At 60.7% G+C, this 18,051-nt stretch carries 20 protein-coding genes and 1 pseudogene; 18 read left to right on the forward strand and 3 right to left on the reverse strand.

What is annotated here, in order from left to right; genetic code table 11:
- Positions 1 to 7 precede the first annotated feature (7 nt).
- From hslV to GIV26_RS04180, 7 genes are all read left to right on the forward strand, one after another.
- On the forward strand, positions 8 to 538 hold the full coding sequence (gene hslV, locus GIV26_RS04150; protein ID WP_003171209.1) for an ATP-dependent protease subunit HslV: 531 nt from the start codon (positions 8 to 10) through the stop codon (positions 536 to 538).
- Between the two features lie 37 nt (positions 539 to 575).
- Complete coding sequence (gene hslU / locus GIV26_RS04155; RefSeq protein WP_044270712.1) at positions 576 to 1,913, forward strand: ATP-dependent protease ATPase subunit HslU; 1,338 nt, start codon at positions 576 to 578, stop codon at positions 1,911 to 1,913.
- A gap of 160 nt (positions 1,914 to 2,073) precedes the next feature.
- A complete protein-coding gene (locus tag GIV26_RS04160; RefSeq protein WP_236279546.1) occupies positions 2,074 to 2,451 on the forward strand; it encodes a gamma-butyrobetaine hydroxylase-like domain-containing protein in 378 nt (125 codons plus the stop codon).
- Positions 2,452 to 2,700: 249 nt separating this feature from the next.
- Positions 2,701 to 4,380, forward strand: coding sequence for a class II poly(R)-hydroxyalkanoic acid synthase (phaC, locus tag GIV26_RS04165; protein WP_054896198.1), 1,680 nt, complete (start codon positions 2,701 to 2,703; stop codon positions 4,378 to 4,380).
- A 165-nt stretch (positions 4,381 to 4,545) separates the two neighbouring features.
- Positions 4,546 to 5,391: a poly(3-hydroxyalkanoate) depolymerase gene (gene phaZ / locus GIV26_RS04170; protein WP_019820034.1), complete on the forward strand. Its 846-nt coding sequence runs from the start codon at positions 4,546 to 4,548 to the stop codon at positions 5,389 to 5,391.
- 90 nt (positions 5,392 to 5,481) lie between these two features.
- Positions 5,482 to 7,164 (forward strand): class II poly(R)-hydroxyalkanoic acid synthase, encoded by a 1,683-nt coding sequence (gene phaC / locus GIV26_RS04175; protein ID WP_060764879.1) that lies wholly within the window; start codon positions 5,482 to 5,484, stop codon positions 7,162 to 7,164.
- Between the two features lie 28 nt (positions 7,165 to 7,192).
- Positions 7,193 to 7,813 carry a TetR/AcrR family transcriptional regulator gene (locus GIV26_RS04180; RefSeq protein ID WP_054919462.1) on the forward strand — a complete coding sequence of 207 codons (621 nt, stop codon included), beginning with the start codon at positions 7,193 to 7,195 and terminating at the stop codon, positions 7,811 to 7,813.
- A gap of 186 nt (positions 7,814 to 7,999) precedes the next feature.
- Here the strand turns inward: GIV26_RS04180 and GIV26_RS04185 are convergent, their stop codons facing one another.
- The 3 genes from GIV26_RS04185 to GIV26_RS04195 all read right to left on the reverse strand — a co-directional run bounded on the left by GIV26_RS04185 (position 8,000) and on the right by GIV26_RS04195 (position 9,750).
- Entirely contained in the window at positions 8,000 to 8,935 is a 936-nt protein-coding gene (locus GIV26_RS04185; protein WP_205547791.1) for a phasin family protein, read from the reverse strand.
- Between the two features lie 12 nt (positions 8,936 to 8,947).
- Positions 8,948 to 9,370 (reverse strand): phasin family protein, encoded by a 423-nt coding sequence (locus GIV26_RS04190; RefSeq protein ID WP_034125563.1) that lies wholly within the window; start codon positions 9,368 to 9,370, stop codon positions 8,948 to 8,950.
- Positions 9,371 to 9,474: 104 nt separating this feature from the next.
- Complete coding sequence (locus GIV26_RS04195; RefSeq protein ID WP_034125562.1) at positions 9,475 to 9,750, reverse strand: polyhydroxyalkanoic acid system family protein; 276 nt, start codon at positions 9,748 to 9,750, stop codon at positions 9,475 to 9,477.
- Between the two features lie 145 nt (positions 9,751 to 9,895).
- Here GIV26_RS04195 and ubiE point away from each other — a divergent pair, with 145 nt between their 5' ends.
- The 11 genes and pseudogenes from ubiE (at position 9,896) to GIV26_RS27310 (ending at position 17,975) form a co-directional block, all read left to right on the forward strand.
- A complete protein-coding gene (gene ubiE / locus GIV26_RS04200) occupies positions 9,896 to 10,666 on the forward strand; it encodes a bifunctional demethylmenaquinone methyltransferase/2-methoxy-6-polyprenyl-1,4-benzoquinol methylase UbiE (RefSeq protein ID WP_003171186.1) in 771 nt (256 codons plus the stop codon).
- Positions 10,666 to 11,289, forward strand: a complete 624-nt coding sequence (locus tag GIV26_RS04205; RefSeq protein WP_054919467.1) for a ubiquinone biosynthesis accessory factor UbiJ — start codon at positions 10,666 to 10,668, stop codon at positions 11,287 to 11,289. The genes ubiE and GIV26_RS04205 overlap by 1 nt, the downstream gene beginning before the upstream one ends.
- Positions 11,286 to 12,890, forward strand: a complete 1,605-nt coding sequence (ubiB, locus tag GIV26_RS04210) for a ubiquinone biosynthesis regulatory protein kinase UbiB (RefSeq protein ID WP_019820016.1) — start codon at positions 11,286 to 11,288, stop codon at positions 12,888 to 12,890. Before GIV26_RS04205 ends, ubiB begins: the two co-directional genes overlap by 4 nt.
- A gap of 41 nt (positions 12,891 to 12,931) precedes the next feature.
- Positions 12,932 to 13,324: a phosphoribosyl-AMP cyclohydrolase gene (gene hisI / locus GIV26_RS04215; protein ID WP_003187884.1), complete on the forward strand. Its 393-nt coding sequence runs from the start codon at positions 12,932 to 12,934 to the stop codon at positions 13,322 to 13,324.
- Positions 13,325 to 13,326: 2 nt separating this feature from the next.
- Positions 13,327 to 13,659: a phosphoribosyl-ATP diphosphatase gene (locus GIV26_RS04220; protein WP_003187881.1), complete on the forward strand. Its 333-nt coding sequence runs from the start codon at positions 13,327 to 13,329 to the stop codon at positions 13,657 to 13,659.
- A gap of 27 nt (positions 13,660 to 13,686) precedes the next feature.
- Entirely contained in the window at positions 13,687 to 13,965 is a 279-nt protein-coding gene (locus GIV26_RS04225; protein WP_003187877.1) for a twin-arginine translocase TatA/TatE family subunit, read from the forward strand.
- A gap of 10 nt (positions 13,966 to 13,975) precedes the next feature.
- Positions 13,976 to 14,383 (forward strand): Sec-independent protein translocase protein TatB, encoded by a 408-nt coding sequence (gene tatB / locus GIV26_RS04230; RefSeq protein WP_054897529.1) that lies wholly within the window; start codon positions 13,976 to 13,978, stop codon positions 14,381 to 14,383.
- The gene (gene tatC / locus GIV26_RS04235) at positions 14,380 to 15,171 is read left to right on the forward strand and encodes a twin-arginine translocase subunit TatC (protein ID WP_034125559.1); all 792 of its coding nucleotides are present in this window, start codon (positions 14,380 to 14,382) and stop codon (positions 15,169 to 15,171) included. The genes tatB and tatC overlap by 4 nt, the downstream gene beginning before the upstream one ends.
- Positions 15,168 to 15,875, forward strand: a complete 708-nt coding sequence (locus GIV26_RS04240) for a 16S rRNA (uracil(1498)-N(3))-methyltransferase (protein WP_054897530.1) — start codon at positions 15,168 to 15,170, stop codon at positions 15,873 to 15,875. The genes tatC and GIV26_RS04240 overlap by 4 nt, the downstream gene beginning before the upstream one ends.
- 183 nt (positions 15,876 to 16,058) lie before the next feature.
- Positions 16,059 to 17,117, forward strand: a pseudogene (locus GIV26_RS27305) (methyl-accepting chemotaxis protein); the annotation flags it as partial.
- A 144-nt stretch (positions 17,118 to 17,261) separates the two neighbouring features.
- Positions 17,262 to 17,975 carry a methyl-accepting chemotaxis protein gene (locus GIV26_RS27310; RefSeq protein ID WP_370712509.1) on the forward strand — a complete coding sequence of 238 codons (714 nt, stop codon included), beginning with the start codon at positions 17,262 to 17,264 and terminating at the stop codon, positions 17,973 to 17,975.
- The last annotated feature ends 76 nt before the right edge of the window (positions 17,976 to 18,051 follow it).

The following is an 18,051-nucleotide window of genomic DNA, read 5'->3' on the forward strand; positions in this document are numbered from 1 at the left end:
TCTCCCCTTGACCACCATCGTTTCAGTACGTCGCCACGGCAAAGTTGTCATGGGCGGCGACGGCCAGGTTTCCCTGGGCAACACCGTGATGAAAGGCAACGCCAAGAAAGTGCGCCGCCTGTACCACGGCCAGGTGCTTGCCGGCTTCGCAGGCGCAACCGCCGACGCCTTTACCCTGTTCGAGCGTTTCGAAGGCCAGCTTGAGAAACACCAGGGCCACCTGGTGCGCGCCGCTGTCGAACTTGCCAAAGAATGGCGCACCGACCGCTCCCTCAGCCGCCTGGAGGCCATGCTCGCGGTTGCGAACAAAGACGCTTCCCTGATCATCACCGGCAACGGCGACGTGGTTGAACCCGAGCATGGCCTGATCGCCATGGGTTCAGGTGGCGGCTACGCCCAGGCTGCGGCCAGCGCGCTGCTGAAGAAAACCGACCTGTCAGCCCGTGAAATCGTCGAGACCGCCCTGGGTATCGCTGGCGATATCTGCGTGTTCACCAACCACAATCAGACCATTGAGGAGCAGGACCTCGCCGAATAAGCCCTGGGCTTATTCAGGCTTGAGGCCGCCAAACACTATGTCCATGACTCCCCGCGAAATCGTCCATGAACTCAACCGCCATATCATCGGCCAGGACGATGCCAAGCGCGCCGTTGCCATTGCGCTGCGTAACCGCTGGCGCCGGATGCAACTGCCGGAAGAACTGCGCGTTGAAGTAACGCCCAAGAACATCCTGATGATCGGCCCTACCGGCGTCGGCAAAACCGAGATCGCCCGACGCCTGGCCAAATTAGCCAATGCACCGTTCATCAAGGTCGAAGCGACCAAATTCACCGAAGTCGGTTATGTGGGCCGCGATGTCGAGTCGATCATTCGCGACCTGGCTGACGCCGCCCTGAAGATGCTGCGCGAACAGGAAGTGACCAAGGTCAGCCATCGCGCGGAAGACGCCGCTGAAGAGCGCATCCTCGACGCCCTGCTGCCACCGGCACGCATGGGTTTCAACGAAGACGCCGCACCTTCGTCGGATTCCAACACCCGTCAGCTGTTCCGCAAGCGCCTGCGTGAAGGCCAGTTGGATGACAAGGAAATCGAGATCGAAGTGGCCGAAGTGTCCGGCGTGGATATCTCTGCCCCGCCTGGCATGGAAGAAATGACCAGCCAGTTGCAAAACCTGTTCGCCAACATGGGCAAGGGCAAGAAGAAAAGCCGCAAGCTCAAGGTCAAGGATGCGCTCAAGCTGGTGCGCGACGAAGAAGCCGGGCGCCTGGTCAATGAGGAAGAACTCAAGGCCAAGGCCCTGGAAGCGGTCGAGCAACATGGCATTGTGTTTATCGATGAGATCGACAAGGTGGCCAAGCGTGGCAACTCCGGCGGCGTGGATGTCTCCCGCGAAGGCGTGCAGCGCGATTTGCTGCCGCTGATCGAAGGGTGCACGGTCAACACCAAGCTGGGCATGGTCAAGACTGACCACATCCTGTTTATCGCCTCCGGTGCCTTCCACCTGAGCAAGCCGAGCGACCTGGTGCCCGAGCTGCAAGGCCGCCTGCCGATTCGGGTGGAGCTCAAGGCACTGACGCCGGGCGACTTCGAGCGCATCCTCAGCGAACCGCATGCCTCGCTCACCGAGCAGTACCGCGAGCTGCTGAAAACCGAAGGGCTGGGTATCGAATTCCAGGCTGACGGTATCAAGCGTCTGGCGGAGATCGCCTGGCAGGTCAACGAGAAGACCGAGAACATCGGTGCCCGTCGCCTGCATACCTTGCTTGAGCGCCTGCTTGAGGAAGTGTCTTTCAGCGCCGGCGACATGGCCGGTGCGCAGAATGGCGAAGCGATCAAGATCGATGCTGACTACGTCAACAGCCACTTGGGCGAATTGGCGCAGAACGAAGACTTGTCTCGTTATATCCTGTAAGCCTCACTCAATGTGGGAGTGGCTTGTGTGGGAACTGGCTTGCCTGCGATAGCATCACTTCAGTGTTCCTGAAACACCGAGGTGCCTGCATCGCGGGCAAGCCCGGCTCCCACGTTGGTCCCTTCCACATTTTGGGCCGGTTCCTTCAGGGTTATCTCCAATGTCGAAATTTCCTACCGCAGTAAACCTGCACAAAACCTCCAACACCCTCGGCCTGACCTACGGGCCAGACGAAACCTACCAGTTGCCCGCCGAATTCCTGCGGGTGCACTCCCCTTCTGCCGAGGTCCAGGGCCACGGCAAACCCATCCTGCAATTCGGCAAGCTCAACGTCCGGTTGATCAAGCTGGAACCCGCCGGCCAGTACGCACTGAAATTGACCTTCGACGACGGTCATGACAGCGGACTGTTCACCTGGGACTATCTCTATCAGCTGGCCGTACGTCAGGACGCTCTATGGGCCGACTACCTGGACGAGCTCACAGCCGCTGGAAAAACCCGCGACCCGAGTGAGTCGGTCGTGCGGCTGATGCTCTAGCACAGGGGTCTTGCTGTTTAGAGCGCATTTTCTAATTTCATCTGCTTGAATGCCCTGTCGCGTGGCCAACGATTGGCCCGCTTGCGAAAAAAAATAAACTCGGGTAACCAATGGAGCTGGCAAGTTCCCTGCATTTGACGATGCGGTATCAACGGTCACCCGAGTCGCAGTACCAGGCTGGTGTCGTGTATCGAAATTGGGTGCGCAGCAATCGCCGGTACTCGTCTTTCGGACAATGGAGCGTCGTAGATGAGTAACAAGAATAACGATGACTTGAAACGCCAGGCCTCGGAAAACACCCTGGGGTTGAACCCGATCATCGCGTTACGCAAAAAGGATTTATTGGCCTCGGCCAAGATGGTGCTGACCCAAGCCATCAAGCAACCGTTGCACAGCGTCAAGCACGTCGCCCACTTTGGCGTTGAATTGAAGAATGTGATGTTCGGCAAATCCGCGCTGGTGCCCGAGGGCGACGACCGTCGCTTCAACGACCCAGCCTGGAGCCAGAACCCGCTCTACAAACGTTATTTGCAGACTTACCTGGCGTGGCGCAAGGAGCTTCACGACTGGATCGACGACAGCAACCTGTCGGCACAAGACATCAGCCGCGGCCACTTCGTGATCAACCTGATGACCGAAGCCATGGCCCCCACCAACAGCGCGGCCAACCCGGCGGCGGTCAAACGCTTCTTTGAAACCGGCGGCAAAAGCCTGCTCGACGGCCTTTCCCACCTGGCCAAGGACATGGTGCACAACGGCGGTATGCCCAGCCAGGTCAACATGGGCGCCTTTGAAGTCGGCAAGACCCTGGGCACCAGCGAAGGCGCGGTGGTGTTTCGCAACGATGTACTGGAGCTGATCCAATACAAGCCCATCACCGAACAGGTACACGAACGCCCGCTGCTGGTGGTACCGCCGCAGATCAACAAATTCTATGTCTTCGACCTGTGCCCGGATAAGAGCCTGGCGCGCTTCTGCCTGCGCAATGGCCAGCAGACCTTTATCGTCAGTTGGCGCAACCCCACCAAGGCCCAACGCGAATGGGGCCTGTCGACTTATATCGAGGCGCTCAAGGAAGCAGTGGATGTGGTCACGGCGATTACGGGCAGCAAGGATGTGAATATGCTCGGTGCCTGCTCCGGCGGCATCACCTGCACCGCACTGTTGGGCCACTACGCGGCGCTGGGCGAGAAGAAGGTCAACGCCCTGACGCTGCTAGTGAGCGTGCTGGATACCACCCTGGACACCCAGGTGGCGCTGTTTGTGGATGAACAGACCCTGGAAGCGGCCAAGCGCCATTCTTACCAGGCCGGCGTGCTGGAAGGCCGCGACATGGCCAAGGTATTCGCCTGGATGCGCCCCAACGATCTGATCTGGAACTATTGGGTCAACAACTACCTGCTGGGCAACGAGCCACCGGTGTTCGACATCCTGTTCTGGAACAACGACACCACACGCTTGCCGGCCGCGTTCCATGGCGACCTGATCGAACTGTTCAAGAACAACCCACTGGTACGCGCCAACGCCCTGGAAGTGTGCGGCACGCCCATCGACCTCAAGCAGGTCACCGCCGATATCTACTCCCTGGCCGGCACCAACGACCACATCACGCCGTGGCAGTCCTGCTACAAGTCAGCGCAGTTGTTCGGCGGCAAGGTCGAGTTTGTACTGTCCAGCAGTGGGCATATCCAGAGCATCCTCAACCCGCCGGGCAACCCCAAGGCACGCTACCAGACCAGTGAGGGCCTGGCCGGCAGTGCGTTGGAGTGGCAGGAGAATGCGACCAAGCACACCGATTCGTGGTGGCTGCACTGGCAGGTGTGGCAGGCGGAGCGGGCGGGAAAACTGAAAAAAGCCCCGACGACATTAGGCAATAAAACCTATGCAGCCGCTGAAGCGGCGCCGGGTACCTATGTACATGAGCGCTAGGCATTCTTGTGATTGAAATGAGATCAGATGTGGGAGCTGGCTTGCCTGCGATAGCGATGGGCCTGCTCACTAATCGTGGCCTGAAAGAATGCCATCGCAGGCAAGCCAGCTCCCACACTGACCGAGTTCCTACAGACCAATAGCACCACTTCACAGGGCTTGAGCATGGCGCAACCGTTCATCTTCCGTACCATCGACCTGGATGGCCAGACCATCCGCACGGCGGTACGCCCGGGCAAGCCGCACTTGACCCCGCTGCTGATCTTCAACGGCATCGGCGCCAACCTTGAGCTGGTGTTTCCGTTCGTCCAGGCCCTGGACCCGGACCTGGAAGTGATCGCCTTCGACGTGCCCGGCGTGGGCGGCTCCTCGACGCCGAACCGACCCTATCGCTTCCCCGGTCTGGCCAAACTCACCGCGCGTATGCTCGATTACCTCGACTATGGCCAAGTGAACGCCGTGGGCGTGTCCTGGGGCGGAGCGCTGGCCCAGCAATTTGCGTATGACTACCCCGAGCGCTGCAAGAAATTGATCCTCGCGGCCACCGCGGCCGGGGCCTTCATGGTGCCGGGCAAGCCCAAGGTGTTGTGGCTGATGGCAAGCCCCAGGCGTTATATCCAGCCGTCCCACGTGGTGCGCATTGCACCGATGATTTATGGCGGTTCGTTCCGCCGTGATTCCAAACTGGCCGCCGAGCACGCCAGCAAAGTGCGCTCGGCCGGCAAGCTGGGCTACTACTGGCAGCTGTTCGCGGGCCTGGGCTGGACCAGCATTCATTGGTTGCACAAGATCCGCCAGCCCACCCTGGTGCTGGCCGGGGACGATGACCCGCTGATCCCGCTGGTCAACATGCGCATGCTCGCCTGGCGCATCCCCAATGCACAGTTGCACATCATCGATGACGGCCACCTGTTCCTGATCACCCGGGCCGAAGCCGTGGCGCCGATCATCATGAAGTTTCTGGAGGAGGAGCGCCTGCGCGCCGTGATACATCCGCGACCGGCGGTGTGAAGGAACACACCACCGCGCAACTTGCCAGGAACCGACTATGGTTCTGGATTGGCGTGCCTGCTTGATGACTTGACGAAGGAGTGTTGGCTCATGCGAGAAAGACCCGTGACGAACCCGGCGCCCACCCCCGCTGCGTTCATCAACGCGCAAAATGCGATCACCGGCCTGCGCGGCCGGGACTTGCTGTCGACCCTGCGTACCGTCGCCGCGCACGGCCTGCGCAACCCGGTGCACACCGCCCGCCACGCCCTGGCCCTGGGCGGCCAGCTGGGCCGCGTGCTGCTGGGTGAGACCGTGCACGAACCCAACCCCAGGGACCATCGCTTCAGCGACCCCACCTGGAAGCTCAACCCACTGTACCGGCGCAGCTTGCAAGCCTATCTGAGCTGGCAAAAACAGACACGGCAGTGGATCGACGACAGCACCCTCAGTGACGATGATCGCGCCCGCGCGCAGTTCGCCTTCGCCCTACTCAACGATGCTGTCTCCCCTTCCAACACCCTGCTCAACCCGCTGGCGATCAAGGAGCTGCTCAACTCTGGCGGCAACAGCGTGGTGCGCGGCGTGAGCAACTTGTTCGAAGACCTGCTGCACAACCACGGTTTGCCGCGTCAGGTCAGCAAGCACGCCTTTGAAGTGGGCAAGACCGTGGCGACCACGCCCGGTTCGGTGGTGTTTCGCAACGAACTGCTGGAGCTGATCCAGTACAAGCCCATGAGCGAAAAACAATACGCCAAGCCGCTGCTGGTAGTGCCGCCGCAAATCAACAAGTACTACATCTTCGACCTGAGCCCGGCCAACAGCTTTGTGCAATACGCACTGAAAAACGGCCTGCAGACCTTTATGGTCAGCTGGCGCAACCCGGACGTGCGGCATCGCGAATGGGGCCTGTCCACCTACGTCGCGGCGCTGGAAGAAGCGCTCAACGTATGCCGGGCCATCACTGGCGCCCGCGAGGTCAACCTGATGGGCGCCTGCGCCGGCGGCCTGACCATCGCCGCGCTGCAAGGCCACCTGCAAGCCAAGCGCCAGTTGCGGCGCATCTCCAGCGCCAGTTACCTGGTAAGCCTGCTGGACAGCCAAATCGACAGCCCCGCAACATTGTTCGCTGATGAACAAACCCTGGAAGCCGCCAAGCGCCGCTCCTACCAGCAAGGCGTGCTGGATGGCCGCGACATGGCCAAGATATTTGCCTGGATGCGCCCCAACGACCTGATCTGGAATTACTGGATCAATAATTACCTGCTGGGCAAGGAACCACCGGCGTTCGACATCCTGTACTGGAACAACGACAACACGCGTCTGCCCGCCGCCCTGCACGGCGACCTGCTGGACTTCTTCAAGCACAACCCCCTGAGCCATCCCGGTGGCCTGGAGGTATGCGGCACGCCCATCGACTTGCGCAAGGTCTCGGTGGACAGCTTCAGCGTGGCCGGCATCAATGACCACATTACGCCGTGGGACGCGGTGTACCGCTCCACGCAACTGCTGGGCGGCGAGCGACGCTTTGTGCTCTCCAACAGCGGGCATATCCAGAGCATCCTCAACCCACCGGGCAACCCCAAGGCCAACTATGTCGAGAACCTCAAGCTGAGCAGCGACCCACGGGCCTGGTATTACGACGCCCAGCACGTCGAAGGCAGTTGGTGGCCACAATGGCTGGAGTGGGTACAAAAACGCTCCGGCGTACAACGCGAAACCCTCACCGCCCTGGGCAACCAGAATTACCCACCGATGGAAGCGGCGCCGGGTACTTACGTGCGTGTGCGCTGAGCTCAGCAATCAACTTTAAGAAGACTGGATGAAGACTCGCGACCGTATCCTTGAATGCGCCCTGCAGTTGTTCAACCACAAGGGCGAACCGAACGTATCGACCATGGAGGTGGCCAATGAAATGGGGATCAGCCCCGGCAACCTCTACTATCACTTCCATGGCAAGGAGCCGTTGGTGCTGGGGCTGTTCGAGCGTTTTCAGTGTGAGCTGGCGCCACTGCTGGACCCTCCTGCGGATGCGCAACTGGAAGCTGAGGACTACTGGCTGTTTTTGCACCTGATTGTCGAGCGCATGGCCCACTATCGGTTCCTGTTCCAGGACTTGTCGAACCTGGCGGGGCGCTTGCCCAAGCTGGCCAAGGGGATCCGTCACTTGCTCACGGCGCTCAAGCGCACCTTGGCGTCATTGCTTGCGCGGCTGAAGGCGGCAGGGCAACTGGTCAGCGATACCCAGGCGTTGGGGCAACTGGTGGAGCAGATCACCCTGACCTTGCTGTTTTCCCTGGATTACCAACGGATCCTGGACCGTGAAGGTGAAGTGCGGGTTGTGGTGTACCAGATCATGATGTTGGTGGCACCGCATCTGCTGCCGACAGCGCGGCAGGCGACCGAGCGGTTCGCCTTGAAGTACCTGGATGACACCGATTAAACATGTAGGAGCGAGCTTGCTCGCGAAAAACGTCAACGATAACGAGTGCCTCCTGAATAAACGCGGCGTCTTTGAGTTTTTCGCGAGCAAGCTCGCTCCTACAAAATGGGGAATGCGGCGTTTTTGAGGCTTGCATAAAAAACGCCCAATCTTCGCAGACCGGGCGTTTTATGTGTCCCGTAAAAATCAGGACTGACTGGATGGCGTCGGGGTAACCGGCGTTGCAGTCGGGGTAGCAGCCGCATGCGTCGGCGCGGACACCGAATTGGCGGTAGAAGCGGCCGGTGCTGGTGCCGTGGCTGGCTTGGCCGCCGCGGCAGGCTTTGCGGCTGCCGGTTTTTTCGCCACCGCAGGCTTTTTGGCCGCTGCAGGCTTGGCAGCGGGTTTCGCAGCGGCGGGCTTGGCAGCAGGTTTAGCGGCAGCGGTTTTAGCCGCAGGTTTGGCAGCCGGTTTAGCCGCAGGTTTCGCGGCGGCTTTAGCGGCCACTGGCTTAGCGGCAGGCTTGGTAGCCGGTTTGGCGGCAGCAGTTTTAGCCGCTGGCTTGGCCGCAGGTTTCGCCGCGGCTTTGGCCGGCGCTTTGGCAGCGGGTTTGGCAGCTGGCTTGGCGGCGGCTTTAACCAGAGGCTTGGCGGCAGTTTTGGCGGCGGGTTTTGCAGCTGCGGTTTTAGCTGCTGGTTTGGCCGCCGGTTTTGCTGCAGGCTTGGCCGCGGCGGTCTTGGCGGGAGCCGCTTTGGCGCCGGTGAGTTTTTCGATTTGCTTGGTCAAGGTATCAACCTTGCTATGCAGCGCCTTCAACTCAGCCTTGCTCGGTACGCCCAGTCGCGAAATAGCACTGTTGAGGCGCTTGTCGAACGTTTCTTCCAACTTGCCCCAGGTATCCGAAATACTCGATTTGGCGGAACCCGCACTCGCCTTGGCAGCGTCGACTTTTTTACCGACCGTGCTCTTGGTCAACTTCTCGGCCTTCTCGCCGTCTTTGACCAAGGTCTCGAAGAGTTTGCTGCCGTCACTGTCGATCTTCGAGTACACGCCTAAACCAGCGAGCCAGATTTTGCGGGAATATTCTTCAACTTTCCCGACCCACGAGCTGCCTTCTTTCTGAGTAGTCTTTTTAACAGCCATCCCGATGTCTCCTTAGTGTTTACGCGCGACACGTTCGAGCAATGCCGTCAGCTCTTCGAGCTTAGCAGAGAGTGTCTCCACGTCATGTTTAGACGCAATGCCGATCCGATTCAAGGCACTGCCGACACGAGTATCAAAAGCTTTTTCAACTTTATCCAGTTGAACTTCGACCAGGCCTTTGACGCCGGAGACGTTACTCTTTACTTGGTCAATCTGACTGTTGGCGGCATCAAGTTGTTCAACTACAACTTTTTTACCTTTACTTTCAACACGTTGACCGCTTCTAACGAGTTCCTTGAAGTACTCGCCGCCTTCGCTGCCGACCTTGGCATAGGCGCCAAGACCCGCCAGCCAGATCTTGCGGGCGTAGCTTTTAACCTCACTCAGGGGGGTGGTCTGAACGTCGATTTTTTTCTTCAAAATAACTTTGGCCATGGTACACCTCACACAGAATTGGGTGGCGGACGGCCCGCAAGAGTTGAGGGCTTGGGCACAAAGTAAAGTTTAAAATTAGAATCGGCACCCTAAGCACAGCCGTATCAAGCCAGGGCCTTATCCAGGGCCTTTTCGATTTCGGACTTGATCGTGCCACTCATGGCCGACATCAGCAGGCCAAGTTCCACATCAATGCGCAGCGAATCATCGGCCACCAATACCGTGCCTTTAACCCCGGAGCGCTTGAGCTTCAGGGTGTCGCCAGCCCACGAAGACTCCACCCCATATTTATCCTCGAGTTTGCGCGCCAATTGCTCCGCCTTGGCCCGCGCCTGTTCTTTTCCCAGGGTATGTTCACGCTCAACGGTAATACGGGCCATTGCAATGACTCCTCTTTATAACGACTCAGAACACCCGCCATGCGGCAAAAGGTCTCGATGAGCGTCTATCTTACCTGCAGCCTTGCCAAGACAAAGCAGGCCTTGGGGATTATCATGTCCCGCATTCTCTTTTGGTGACAGCGATATGACTGATCAGCGCAAAGGCAGCGATGCCGAACCCACCACTCACTTCGGCTTCAAGAACGTCCCGGAAAGCCAAAAGGCGGAAAAAGTCGCTGAGGTGTTCCACTCCGTGGCAGCCAAGTACGACCTGATGAACGACGTGCTCTCCGGCGGCATGCACCGCCTGTGGAAGCGCTTCACCATCGAGTTGTCGGGCGTACGCACCGGCAACCGGGTGCTGGACATCGCCGGTGGCACAGGCGACCTGGCGGCCAAGTTCTCCAAGCTGGTTGGCCCCACCGGCCAGGTGGTATTGGCCGATATCAACGGCTCGATGCTCAAGGTTGGCCGCGACCGCCTGCTCGACAAAGGCGTGGCCGGCAATATCGAGTTCGTCCAGGCCGATGCCGAGAAGCTGCCGTTCCCCGACAACCATTTCGACTGCGTGACCATCGCGTTCGGCCTGCGTAACGTGACTCACAAGGAAGACGCGATCCGCTCGATGCTGCGCGTACTCAAGCCGGGTGGCCGCCTGCTGGTGCTGGAATTCTCCAAGCCGACCAACGCGCTGATGTCCAAGGTCTACGACACCTATTCGTTCGCCTTCATGCCACTGATGGGCAAGCTGATCACCAACGACGCCGAGAGCTACCGCTACCTGGCCGAGTCGATCCGCATGCACCCGGACCAGGAAACCCTGAAGTCGATGATGGTGGAGGCCGGTTTCGACCGCGTGACCTACCACAACATGACGTCCGGCATCGTTGCCCTACACCGCGGCATCAAGCCCTGATGCTGCTGCAAGGTCTTCTCGCCAGCGTTGAGCACGGTATCAACCGTGTACTGCGCCTGGACAGCACCGCCCTGGCGCGGCTCGCGCACCTGACCGGCAAAGTCATTGCCGTTGATTGCCGCAGCCCCGCAGTGCAGCTGTTTATCCTGCCCAGCGATGAAGGCCTGCTGCTCGCCACCCAATGGGCCGCTGAAGCCGACTGCACCCTGCGTGCACCAGCCTCAAGCCTGTTGCACCTGGCACTGAGCCGCAACAAGACCGCCATCCTCCACAGCCCCGAGGTGGAGCTGGAAGGCGACAGTGCGGTGCTGATGGACTTGGCCGCCGTGCTGCAAGACCTGGAGCTGGACTGGGAATATGAACTGTCGCGCTGGATCGGCCCCGTCGCCACCCAGTTGATCAGTGGGCACCTGCGCAGCCGCTCGCGCTGGTACCAGCAAGGGTTCGCCAGCCTCAACCAGAACCTTGCCGAATACCTGAGCGAAGAATCGCGCACCCTGGTCGGGCAACGGGAAGCGCAAGCGCGCTTTCGCGAGCTCGACAAGGCCAAAATCGACCTGGAACGCCTCGAGGCCCGCTTCGAGCGCTTGAGCCGTTCCCTTGATCCAAGCGATAACGCATGAAGCTGCTCGCCGTCCGCCGTTTGTTTCGTATCCAGCGCGTCGTAATCCGCTACCGTCTCGATGACCTGCTGTTTGCCCTGCCCTTGCCGTGGTTCCTGCTGGCGGTGCGTTATGTGCTGCCGTGGCGCTGGTTGCCCCGCAAGCCGTCGCCGTTGAGCCGTGGCGCCAGCCTGCGCTTGGCGTTGCAGGATTTGGGGCCTATCTTCATCAAGTTCGGGCAGATCCTCTCCACCCGCCGCGACCTGTTGCCCGAAGACATCGCCGACGAGCTGATGCTGCTGCAGGACCGCGTGCCGCCGTTCGATTCGCAGCAGTCGATGGCGCTGATCGAAGAACAGCTGGGCCAGAAGATCAGCGAGGTGTTCAGCCGCTTCGACGTCGAGCCCCTGGCCTCGGCGTCAGTGGCGCAAGTGCACGCCGCGCAGCTCAAGACCGGCGAAGAAGTGGTGGTGAAAGTCATTCGCCCAGGCCTCAAGCCGATCATCGGCCAGGACCTGGCATGGCTGTTTATCCTCGCCCGCGCCGCCGAACGCTTCTCCGCCGATGCGCGCCTGCTGCACCCGGTGGACGTGGTCGCCGACTACGAAAAAACCATCTACGACGAACTCGACCTGCTGCGCGAAGCGGCCAATGCCAGCCAATTGCGACGCAACTTCGAAGGCTCGCAACTGCTGTATGTGCCGCAGGTGTATTGGGACTGGTGCCGGCCAAAAGTGCTGGTGATGGAGCGCATCTACGGCGTGCAGGTCACCGACCTCGCGACCCTGGCCGACCAGCGCACCGACATGAAGATGTTGGCAGAACGCGGTGTGGAGATTTTCTTCACCCAAGTGTTCCGCGACAGTTTCTTCCACGCCGACATGCACCCGGGCAACATCTTCGTCAGCACCGTCAACCCGTGGAGCCCGCAGTACATCGCCATCGACTGCGGTATCGTCGGCAGCCTCACCCCGGAAGACCAGGATTACCTGGCGCGCAACCTGTTTGCCTTCTTCAAGCGCGACTATCGCCGTGTGGCGCAGTTGCACATTGATTCGGGTTGGGTGCCAGCGGAAACCAAACTCAACGAATTCGAAGCGGCGATCCGCACCGTGTGCGAGCCGATCTTCGAAAAACCGTTAAAGGATATTTCGTTCGGCCAAGTGCTGATGCGCCTGTTCCAGACCGCGCGGCGCTTCAATATGGAAGTGCAGCCGCAACTGGTGCTGTTGCAGAAGACCCTGCTGAACATCGAAGGCCTGGGCCGCCAGCTCTACCCGGACCTCGACCTGTGGAACACTGCGCAACCCTTCCTGGAACGCTGGATGCGCGAGCGCATGAGCCCGAAAACCATGCTGGGCAACCTGCACAGCCAGTTCGAGCAACTGCCGCACCTGGCCAACATGACCCGCGACCTGCTGGAGCGCATGTCCCAGCCCCATGCCAAGGACCCTGAGCCACCGTGGCGCAAGCGCAAGGACGACTGGTTCCTGCGCCTGCTCGGCGCCGCGCACCTGGTGGGCGGCGTGATGCTGGCGATTGGTGGGCCATTGAACCAACTAGGCCACTGGCCAGCGGGCATCATGGTCGCCGTGGGCGTTTATCTGATCGTGCGTCGATAGCCCATCCGGTTATACACTGTCGCAAATTGCCGGAGCCGAACATGAAAGACTGGCTGGATGAGATCAAGTGGGACAGTGACGGCCTGGTGCCGGCCATTGCCCAGGACTACAAGACCGGGCGCGTGCTGATGATGGCCTGGATGAACCGCGAGGCCCTGAGCCTCACAGCCGCCGAGCAGCGCGCCATCTACTGGTCACGTTCACGTGGCAAACTGTGGCGCAAGGGCGAAGAGTCCGGGCACGTGCAGACCCTGCACGAGCTGCGCCTGGACTGCGATGCCGACGTGGTAATCCTCAAGGTCGAGCAGATCGGCGGCATTGCCTGCCACACTGGCCGCCACAGTTGCTTCTATCGCGTGTTCGAGAATGGCGAATGGAAGGTTGTGGAGCCGGTGCTCAAAGACCCGCACGCCATCTACCCAGCAGGACACTGAACATGAGCGATACCCTGAACCGTGTGGCCCAGGTGCTGGAAGACCGCAAAGGCGCGGATGCCGACAGCTCCTACGTCGCCAGCCTGTACCACAAGGGCCTGAACAAGATTCTGGAAAAACTCGGCGAAGAATCCGTCGAGACCATCATTGCGGCCAAGGACGCGCAAATCAGCGGTGATTACAGCGATGTAATCTATGAGACCGCAGACTTGTGGTTCCATAGCCTGGTGATGCTCGCCCAACTGGGGCAGCACCCACAGGCCGTGCTGGATGAACTGGACCGTCGCTTCGGCTTGTCCGGGCACGCCGAGAAGGCCTCGCGCCCGTCCGCCTGAATAACGTAAGACTTGAGGATTTGAAGCATGGGCATTTTTGACTGGAAACACTGGATCGTCATTCTGGTGGTGGTGGTATTGGTGTTCGGCACCAAGAAGCTCAAGAACCTGGGCACCGATGTGGGCGAGTCGATCAAGGGCTTTCGCAAAGCCATGAACGATGATGAAAAGCCGGCCGAGCCAAGCGCCAACCCGGTGCCACCGGCCCAGCCTGTTCACCCGCAGGCCACCCAGCCGATCACCGAGCGCCGTACCTTCGACGTGCAGGCTGAAAAGGTCCAAGAGCCGACCCGCAAAGACTCGTGAGCACTGACTAATGTTTGGTATCAGCTTCTCTGAACTGCTGCTCGTCGGCCTGGTGGCCCTGCTGGTACTGGGGCCGGAACGCCTGCCCGGTGCCGCACGCACCGCCGGCTTGTGGATCGGGCGCCTCAAGCGCAGTTTCAACGCGATCAAACAGGAAGTTGAACGGGAAATCGGTGCCGACGAAATCCGTCGGCAATTGCACAACGAGCACATCCTCTCGTTGGAGCAGGAAGCCCGCAAGATTCTTTCCCCGGTGCAAGAGCCGGCCAAGCCGGTAACGCCGGTGGCCGAGCACAGCATCGCGCCAGCCCCTGTGGCCGACGCCACACCGGCAGCGCCCGCCCCACCGACGCCTGCGCCGACGCCCGTCGCGTCGCCCGCGCCCCATGACCCTACATTGCCGCCGCGAGCCCCATGAGCGCTGATAAACCGGAAAACGACCAGCACATGCCGCTGGTCTCGCACCTCACCGAGTTGCGAACCCGCCTGCTGCGTTGCGTGGCGGCGATCTTCATCATCTTTGCCGGGCTGTTCGCCTTTACCCAGCAGATCTACACCTTCGTCTCGACGCCCCTGCGCCAGTACCTGCCGGCCGGCGCGACGATGATCGCCACCGATGTGTCGTCGCCGTTCCTGACCCCCTTGAAACTGACCATGATGGTCTCACTGTTCCTGGCGATCCCGGTGATCCTGCATCAGATCTGGGGCTTTATCGCGCCGGGCCTGTACAAGCACGAGAAGCGCATCGCTGTGCCATTGCTGGTGTCGAGCATCTTGCTCTTCTACACCGGCATGGCCTTCGCCTACTTCCTGGTGTTCCCGCTGATCTTCAAGTTCTTCGCTGCCGCCACCCCGGCCGGCGTGGAGATGATGACCGATATCACCAGCTACCTCGATTTCGTGATGACGCTGTTCTTCGCCTTTGGCGTGGCATTCGAAATTCCGGTAGCGGTAGTGTTGCTGGTGTGGATCGGCGTGGTCGACGTCAAGTACCTGAAAAAGATCCGCCCGTACGTGATCATCGGCTGCTTCGTGGTCGGCATGATCCTCACGCCACCGGACATCTTCTCCCAGACCTTGCTGGCCGTGCCGATGTGGATGCTGTTCGAAGTGGGCATCCTGTTCAGCGGCCTGATCAGCAAGCGTGGCGAACACCCGGATGACGCGCCTGCCGACGACGACCAACCGCCAGCGACCCAGCCGTGAACCTGCTGCTGCTCGAAGAGGCCGACTTTATCGCGGCCGACCGCGTAGTGCTGCGTGATCGTCGCCTGGTGCATATGCAGGAGGTTCACCGCGCCGCCGTCGGTGACACCCTGCGTGTGGGCCGCATTGGCGGGCTGATGGGCAATGCCCAACTGCTGCGCCTGGAAGCCACTGAAGCCGAACTGCAAGTGAGCTTCGACCAACCGCCACCGAGCAAACTACCCCTGACCTTGCTGCTGGCCCTGCCCCGCCCGAAGATGCTGCGCCGGGTGCTGCAAACCGTGGCGGCCATGGGCGTGCCCAAGGTGGTACTGGTCAACAGCTACCGCGTGGAAAAAAGCTTCTGGCAAACCCCGTTCCTGGAGCCGGAAGCGGTGCGCGAGCAACTGATTCTCGGCCTGGAACAAGCGCGGGACACGGTGCTGCCCGAGATCATTATCGAGAAACGCTTCAAGCCGTTTGTGGAAGATCGTCTGCCGGCCATGGCGGCTGGCACCTTGGGCCTGATCGGCCATCCGGGCGATTACCCGGCCTGCCCCCGAGCCCTCGAGGAACCGGTGACCCTCGCGATCGGCCCGGAAGGCGGCTGGATTCCCTATGAAGTGGACCTGCTGGCCAAGGCTGGTTTACAGCCGGTGCAACTGGGTGCACGTATTTTACGCGTCGAAACCGCCGTAACGGCCCTGCTCGCCCGTCTGTTCTAACCCCCGACTGATCGTTCCCATGCTCTGCGTGGGAATGCCGCTCAGGACGCTCTGCGTCCGCCCTTGTGACGCAGAGCGTCACGCCATTCATTCCCACGCAGAGCGTGGGAACGATCAAGTATCCCCGTGCGTTGCCGATAGCCTTTGAATAAGTCCAAGCCTTGTTCCAGGGGAGTTCGCAGCATGTATCGTTGGTTAGCCGAGAAGTTGGGGAATGTAAGCGTCAACCGCAAGCTGAGCGTGGGCTTTGGCCTGGTGTTGCTCCTGACGCTGTTGATCACCTTTACCGGCTGGACCGGCCTGGGGGATGTGATCAGTCGCGGCGACAAGCTGGGCTTCATTTCCAGCCTCAATGGCCTGACCAAAGACCTGCGCCTGGCACGCCTGGACTTCGATATGCGCCGTGGCGAGCAAGGCACGGACAAGGTCGACGGCCTGCTCGCCCACCTCGACAGCGGCCTGAAGACCGCCGCCGAGCTGATCGAGCAACCTGACGACAAAGCCCTGGTCGAGCAACAGCAGGAAGCCTTGAACCAATACAAAAAGGCCTTCGCCGCCATGGTCCAGGCGGGCCTCAAACGTGAGGGCGCCCGCAGCAAGCTCGGAGACACCGCCGACAATGCCGTCGCCAAGATCAACGAAATCGAAAAAGCCCTGCTGCAAGGTGACAGCCTCGCCCAGTTCAACAGCGTGGTCGAGCAGAGCAAGCTGATCCAGCAATCGCGCTTCCAGGTACGCGGCTACACCTACAGCGGCAAGGTCGAAGCCGAGCAACCGGCCCTGGATGCCATCGACAACGCCCTGAAAAAAATCACCGAACTGCAAGGCCAGTTGCCTGCGCAATACCAGGCCAACCTGCAAGAAGCCGGGGCTTCACTGCAAGCCTACCGCGCTGCCGTCAGCCAGTATCGCGATTCCCAGGTCGCCAGCGCAGCAGCGCTGAAAACCATGATCGCCCAAGGCGACATCCTGCTGGGCCACAGTGAAAAACTCACCGTCTCCCAGACCGCCGTGCGTGACGCAGATGCCGCGCAGGCCAAATACCTGTTGCTGCTTGCCACCGTACTGGCGCTGATCGTCGGCGTCTTCGCGGCCTGGGCCATCACCCGCCAGATCGTCATCCCGCTGAACCAGACCCTCGAAGTCGCCGAGCGTGTGGCCTCCGGCGATCTGAGCCACAACCTGGAATCGGGCCGCCAGGACGAACTGGGTCAATTACAGCGTGCCATGCAAAGCATGACCGTGGGCCTGCGCGAGTTGATCGGCGGGATCAGCGACGGGGTCACCCAGATCGCCAGCGCCGCTGAGCAGTTGTCAGCCGTGACCGAACAAACCAGCGCCGGGGTCAACAGCCAGAAGGTCGAGACCGATCAGGTGGCCACCGCCATGAACGAAATGGCGGCCACCGTGCAGGAAGTGGCGCGCAATGCCGAAGAGGCCTCGGAAGCCGCCGTGGCTGCCGACCAGCAAGCCCGTGAAGGCGACCAGGTGGTGGGTGAAGCCATCGCCCAGATCGAGCGCTTGGCCACCGAAGTGGGTAATTCCACGGTGGCCATGGGTGAACTCAAGCGCGAAAGCGACAAGATCGGCAGTGTGCTCGACGTGATCAAATCCGTGGCCCAGCAAACCAACCTGCTGGCCCTTAACGCCGCCATTGAGGCGGCGCGTGCCGGTGAGGCCGGGCGCGGCTTTGCCGTGGTGGCCGACGAGGTGCGCAGCCTGGCCCAGCGCACGCAGAAGTCCACTGAAGAGATCGAAGAGCTGATCGTCGGCCTGCAAAGTGGCACCCAGCAGGTGGCAACCATCATGGACAACAGCCGCGGGCTGACCGAGAGCAGTGTTGAGCTGACGCGCCGGGCCGGCCACGCGCTGGGCAATATCACCCGTACCGTGTCGACCATCCAGGCCATGAACTCACAGATCGCCACCGCCGCCGAGCAGCAAAGCGCCGTGGCTGAAGAGATCAACCGCAGCGTGCTGAATGTGCGCGACATCTCCGAGCAAACCTCGTCGGCCAGCGAAGAAACTGCGTCCTCCAGTGCCGAACTGGCGCGCCTGGGGATCTACCTGCAGACCCTCGTCGGGCGCTTCCGAGTCTGAATTACCCTACACGGCGGCTTACCAAAGCCGCCGCAACTTGTGAAATCTCCTACACAGTTATCAGCCCTCCACGGTC

Source organism: Pseudomonas sp. PA-1-3F (genome assembly GCF_021609665.1).
In the GTDB taxonomy this organism is placed as follows: Bacteria; Pseudomonadota; Gammaproteobacteria; order Pseudomonadales; family Pseudomonadaceae; genus Aquipseudomonas; species Aquipseudomonas paracarnis.

Bases quoted from the DNA above. Each gene is read 5' to 3' on its own strand.
- GIV26_RS04225 (WP_003187877.1), top strand. From the start codon at position 13,687: ATGGGCATTTTTGACTGGAAACACTGGATCGTCATTCTGGTGGTGGTG.
- GIV26_RS04220 (WP_003187881.1), top strand. From the start codon at position 13,327: ATGAGCGATACCCTGAACCGTGTGGCCCAGGTGCTGGAAGACCGCAAA.
- GIV26_RS04185 (WP_205547791.1), bottom strand. From the start codon at position 8,935: ATGGCTGTTAAAAAGACTACTCAGAAAGAAGGCAGCTCGTGGGTCGGG.
- GIV26_RS04160 (WP_236279546.1), top strand. From the start codon at position 2,074: ATGTCGAAATTTCCTACCGCAGTAAACCTGCACAAAACCTCCAACACC.
- ubiE (WP_003171186.1), top strand. From the start codon at position 9,896: ATGACTGATCAGCGCAAAGGCAGCGATGCCGAACCCACCACTCACTTC.
- GIV26_RS04190 (WP_034125563.1), bottom strand. From the start codon at position 9,370: ATGGCCAAAGTTATTTTGAAGAAAAAAATCGACGTTCAGACCACCCCC.
- phaC (WP_060764879.1), top strand. From the start codon at position 5,482: ATGCGAGAAAGACCCGTGACGAACCCGGCGCCCACCCCCGCTGCGTTC.
- ubiB (WP_019820016.1), top strand. From the start codon at position 11,286: ATGAAGCTGCTCGCCGTCCGCCGTTTGTTTCGTATCCAGCGCGTCGTA.
- tatB (WP_054897529.1), top strand. From the start codon at position 13,976: ATGTTTGGTATCAGCTTCTCTGAACTGCTGCTCGTCGGCCTGGTGGCC.
- phaZ (WP_019820034.1), top strand. From the start codon at position 4,546: ATGGCGCAACCGTTCATCTTCCGTACCATCGACCTGGATGGCCAGACC.
- GIV26_RS04180 (WP_054919462.1), top strand. From the start codon at position 7,193: ATGAAGACTCGCGACCGTATCCTTGAATGCGCCCTGCAGTTGTTCAAC.
- tatC (WP_034125559.1), top strand. From the start codon at position 14,380: ATGAGCGCTGATAAACCGGAAAACGACCAGCACATGCCGCTGGTCTCG.
- GIV26_RS04205 (WP_054919467.1), top strand. From the start codon at position 10,666: ATGCTGCTGCAAGGTCTTCTCGCCAGCGTTGAGCACGGTATCAACCGT.
- phaC (WP_054896198.1), top strand. From the start codon at position 2,701: ATGAGTAACAAGAATAACGATGACTTGAAACGCCAGGCCTCGGAAAAC.
- hisI (WP_003187884.1), top strand. From the start codon at position 12,932: ATGAAAGACTGGCTGGATGAGATCAAGTGGGACAGTGACGGCCTGGTG.
- GIV26_RS04195 (WP_034125562.1), bottom strand. From the start codon at position 9,750: ATGGCCCGTATTACCGTTGAGCGTGAACATACCCTGGGAAAAGAACAG.
- GIV26_RS27310 (WP_370712509.1), top strand. From the start codon at position 17,262: ATGAACGAAATGGCGGCCACCGTGCAGGAAGTGGCGCGCAATGCCGAA.
- hslU (WP_044270712.1), top strand. From the start codon at position 576: ATGTCCATGACTCCCCGCGAAATCGTCCATGAACTCAACCGCCATATC.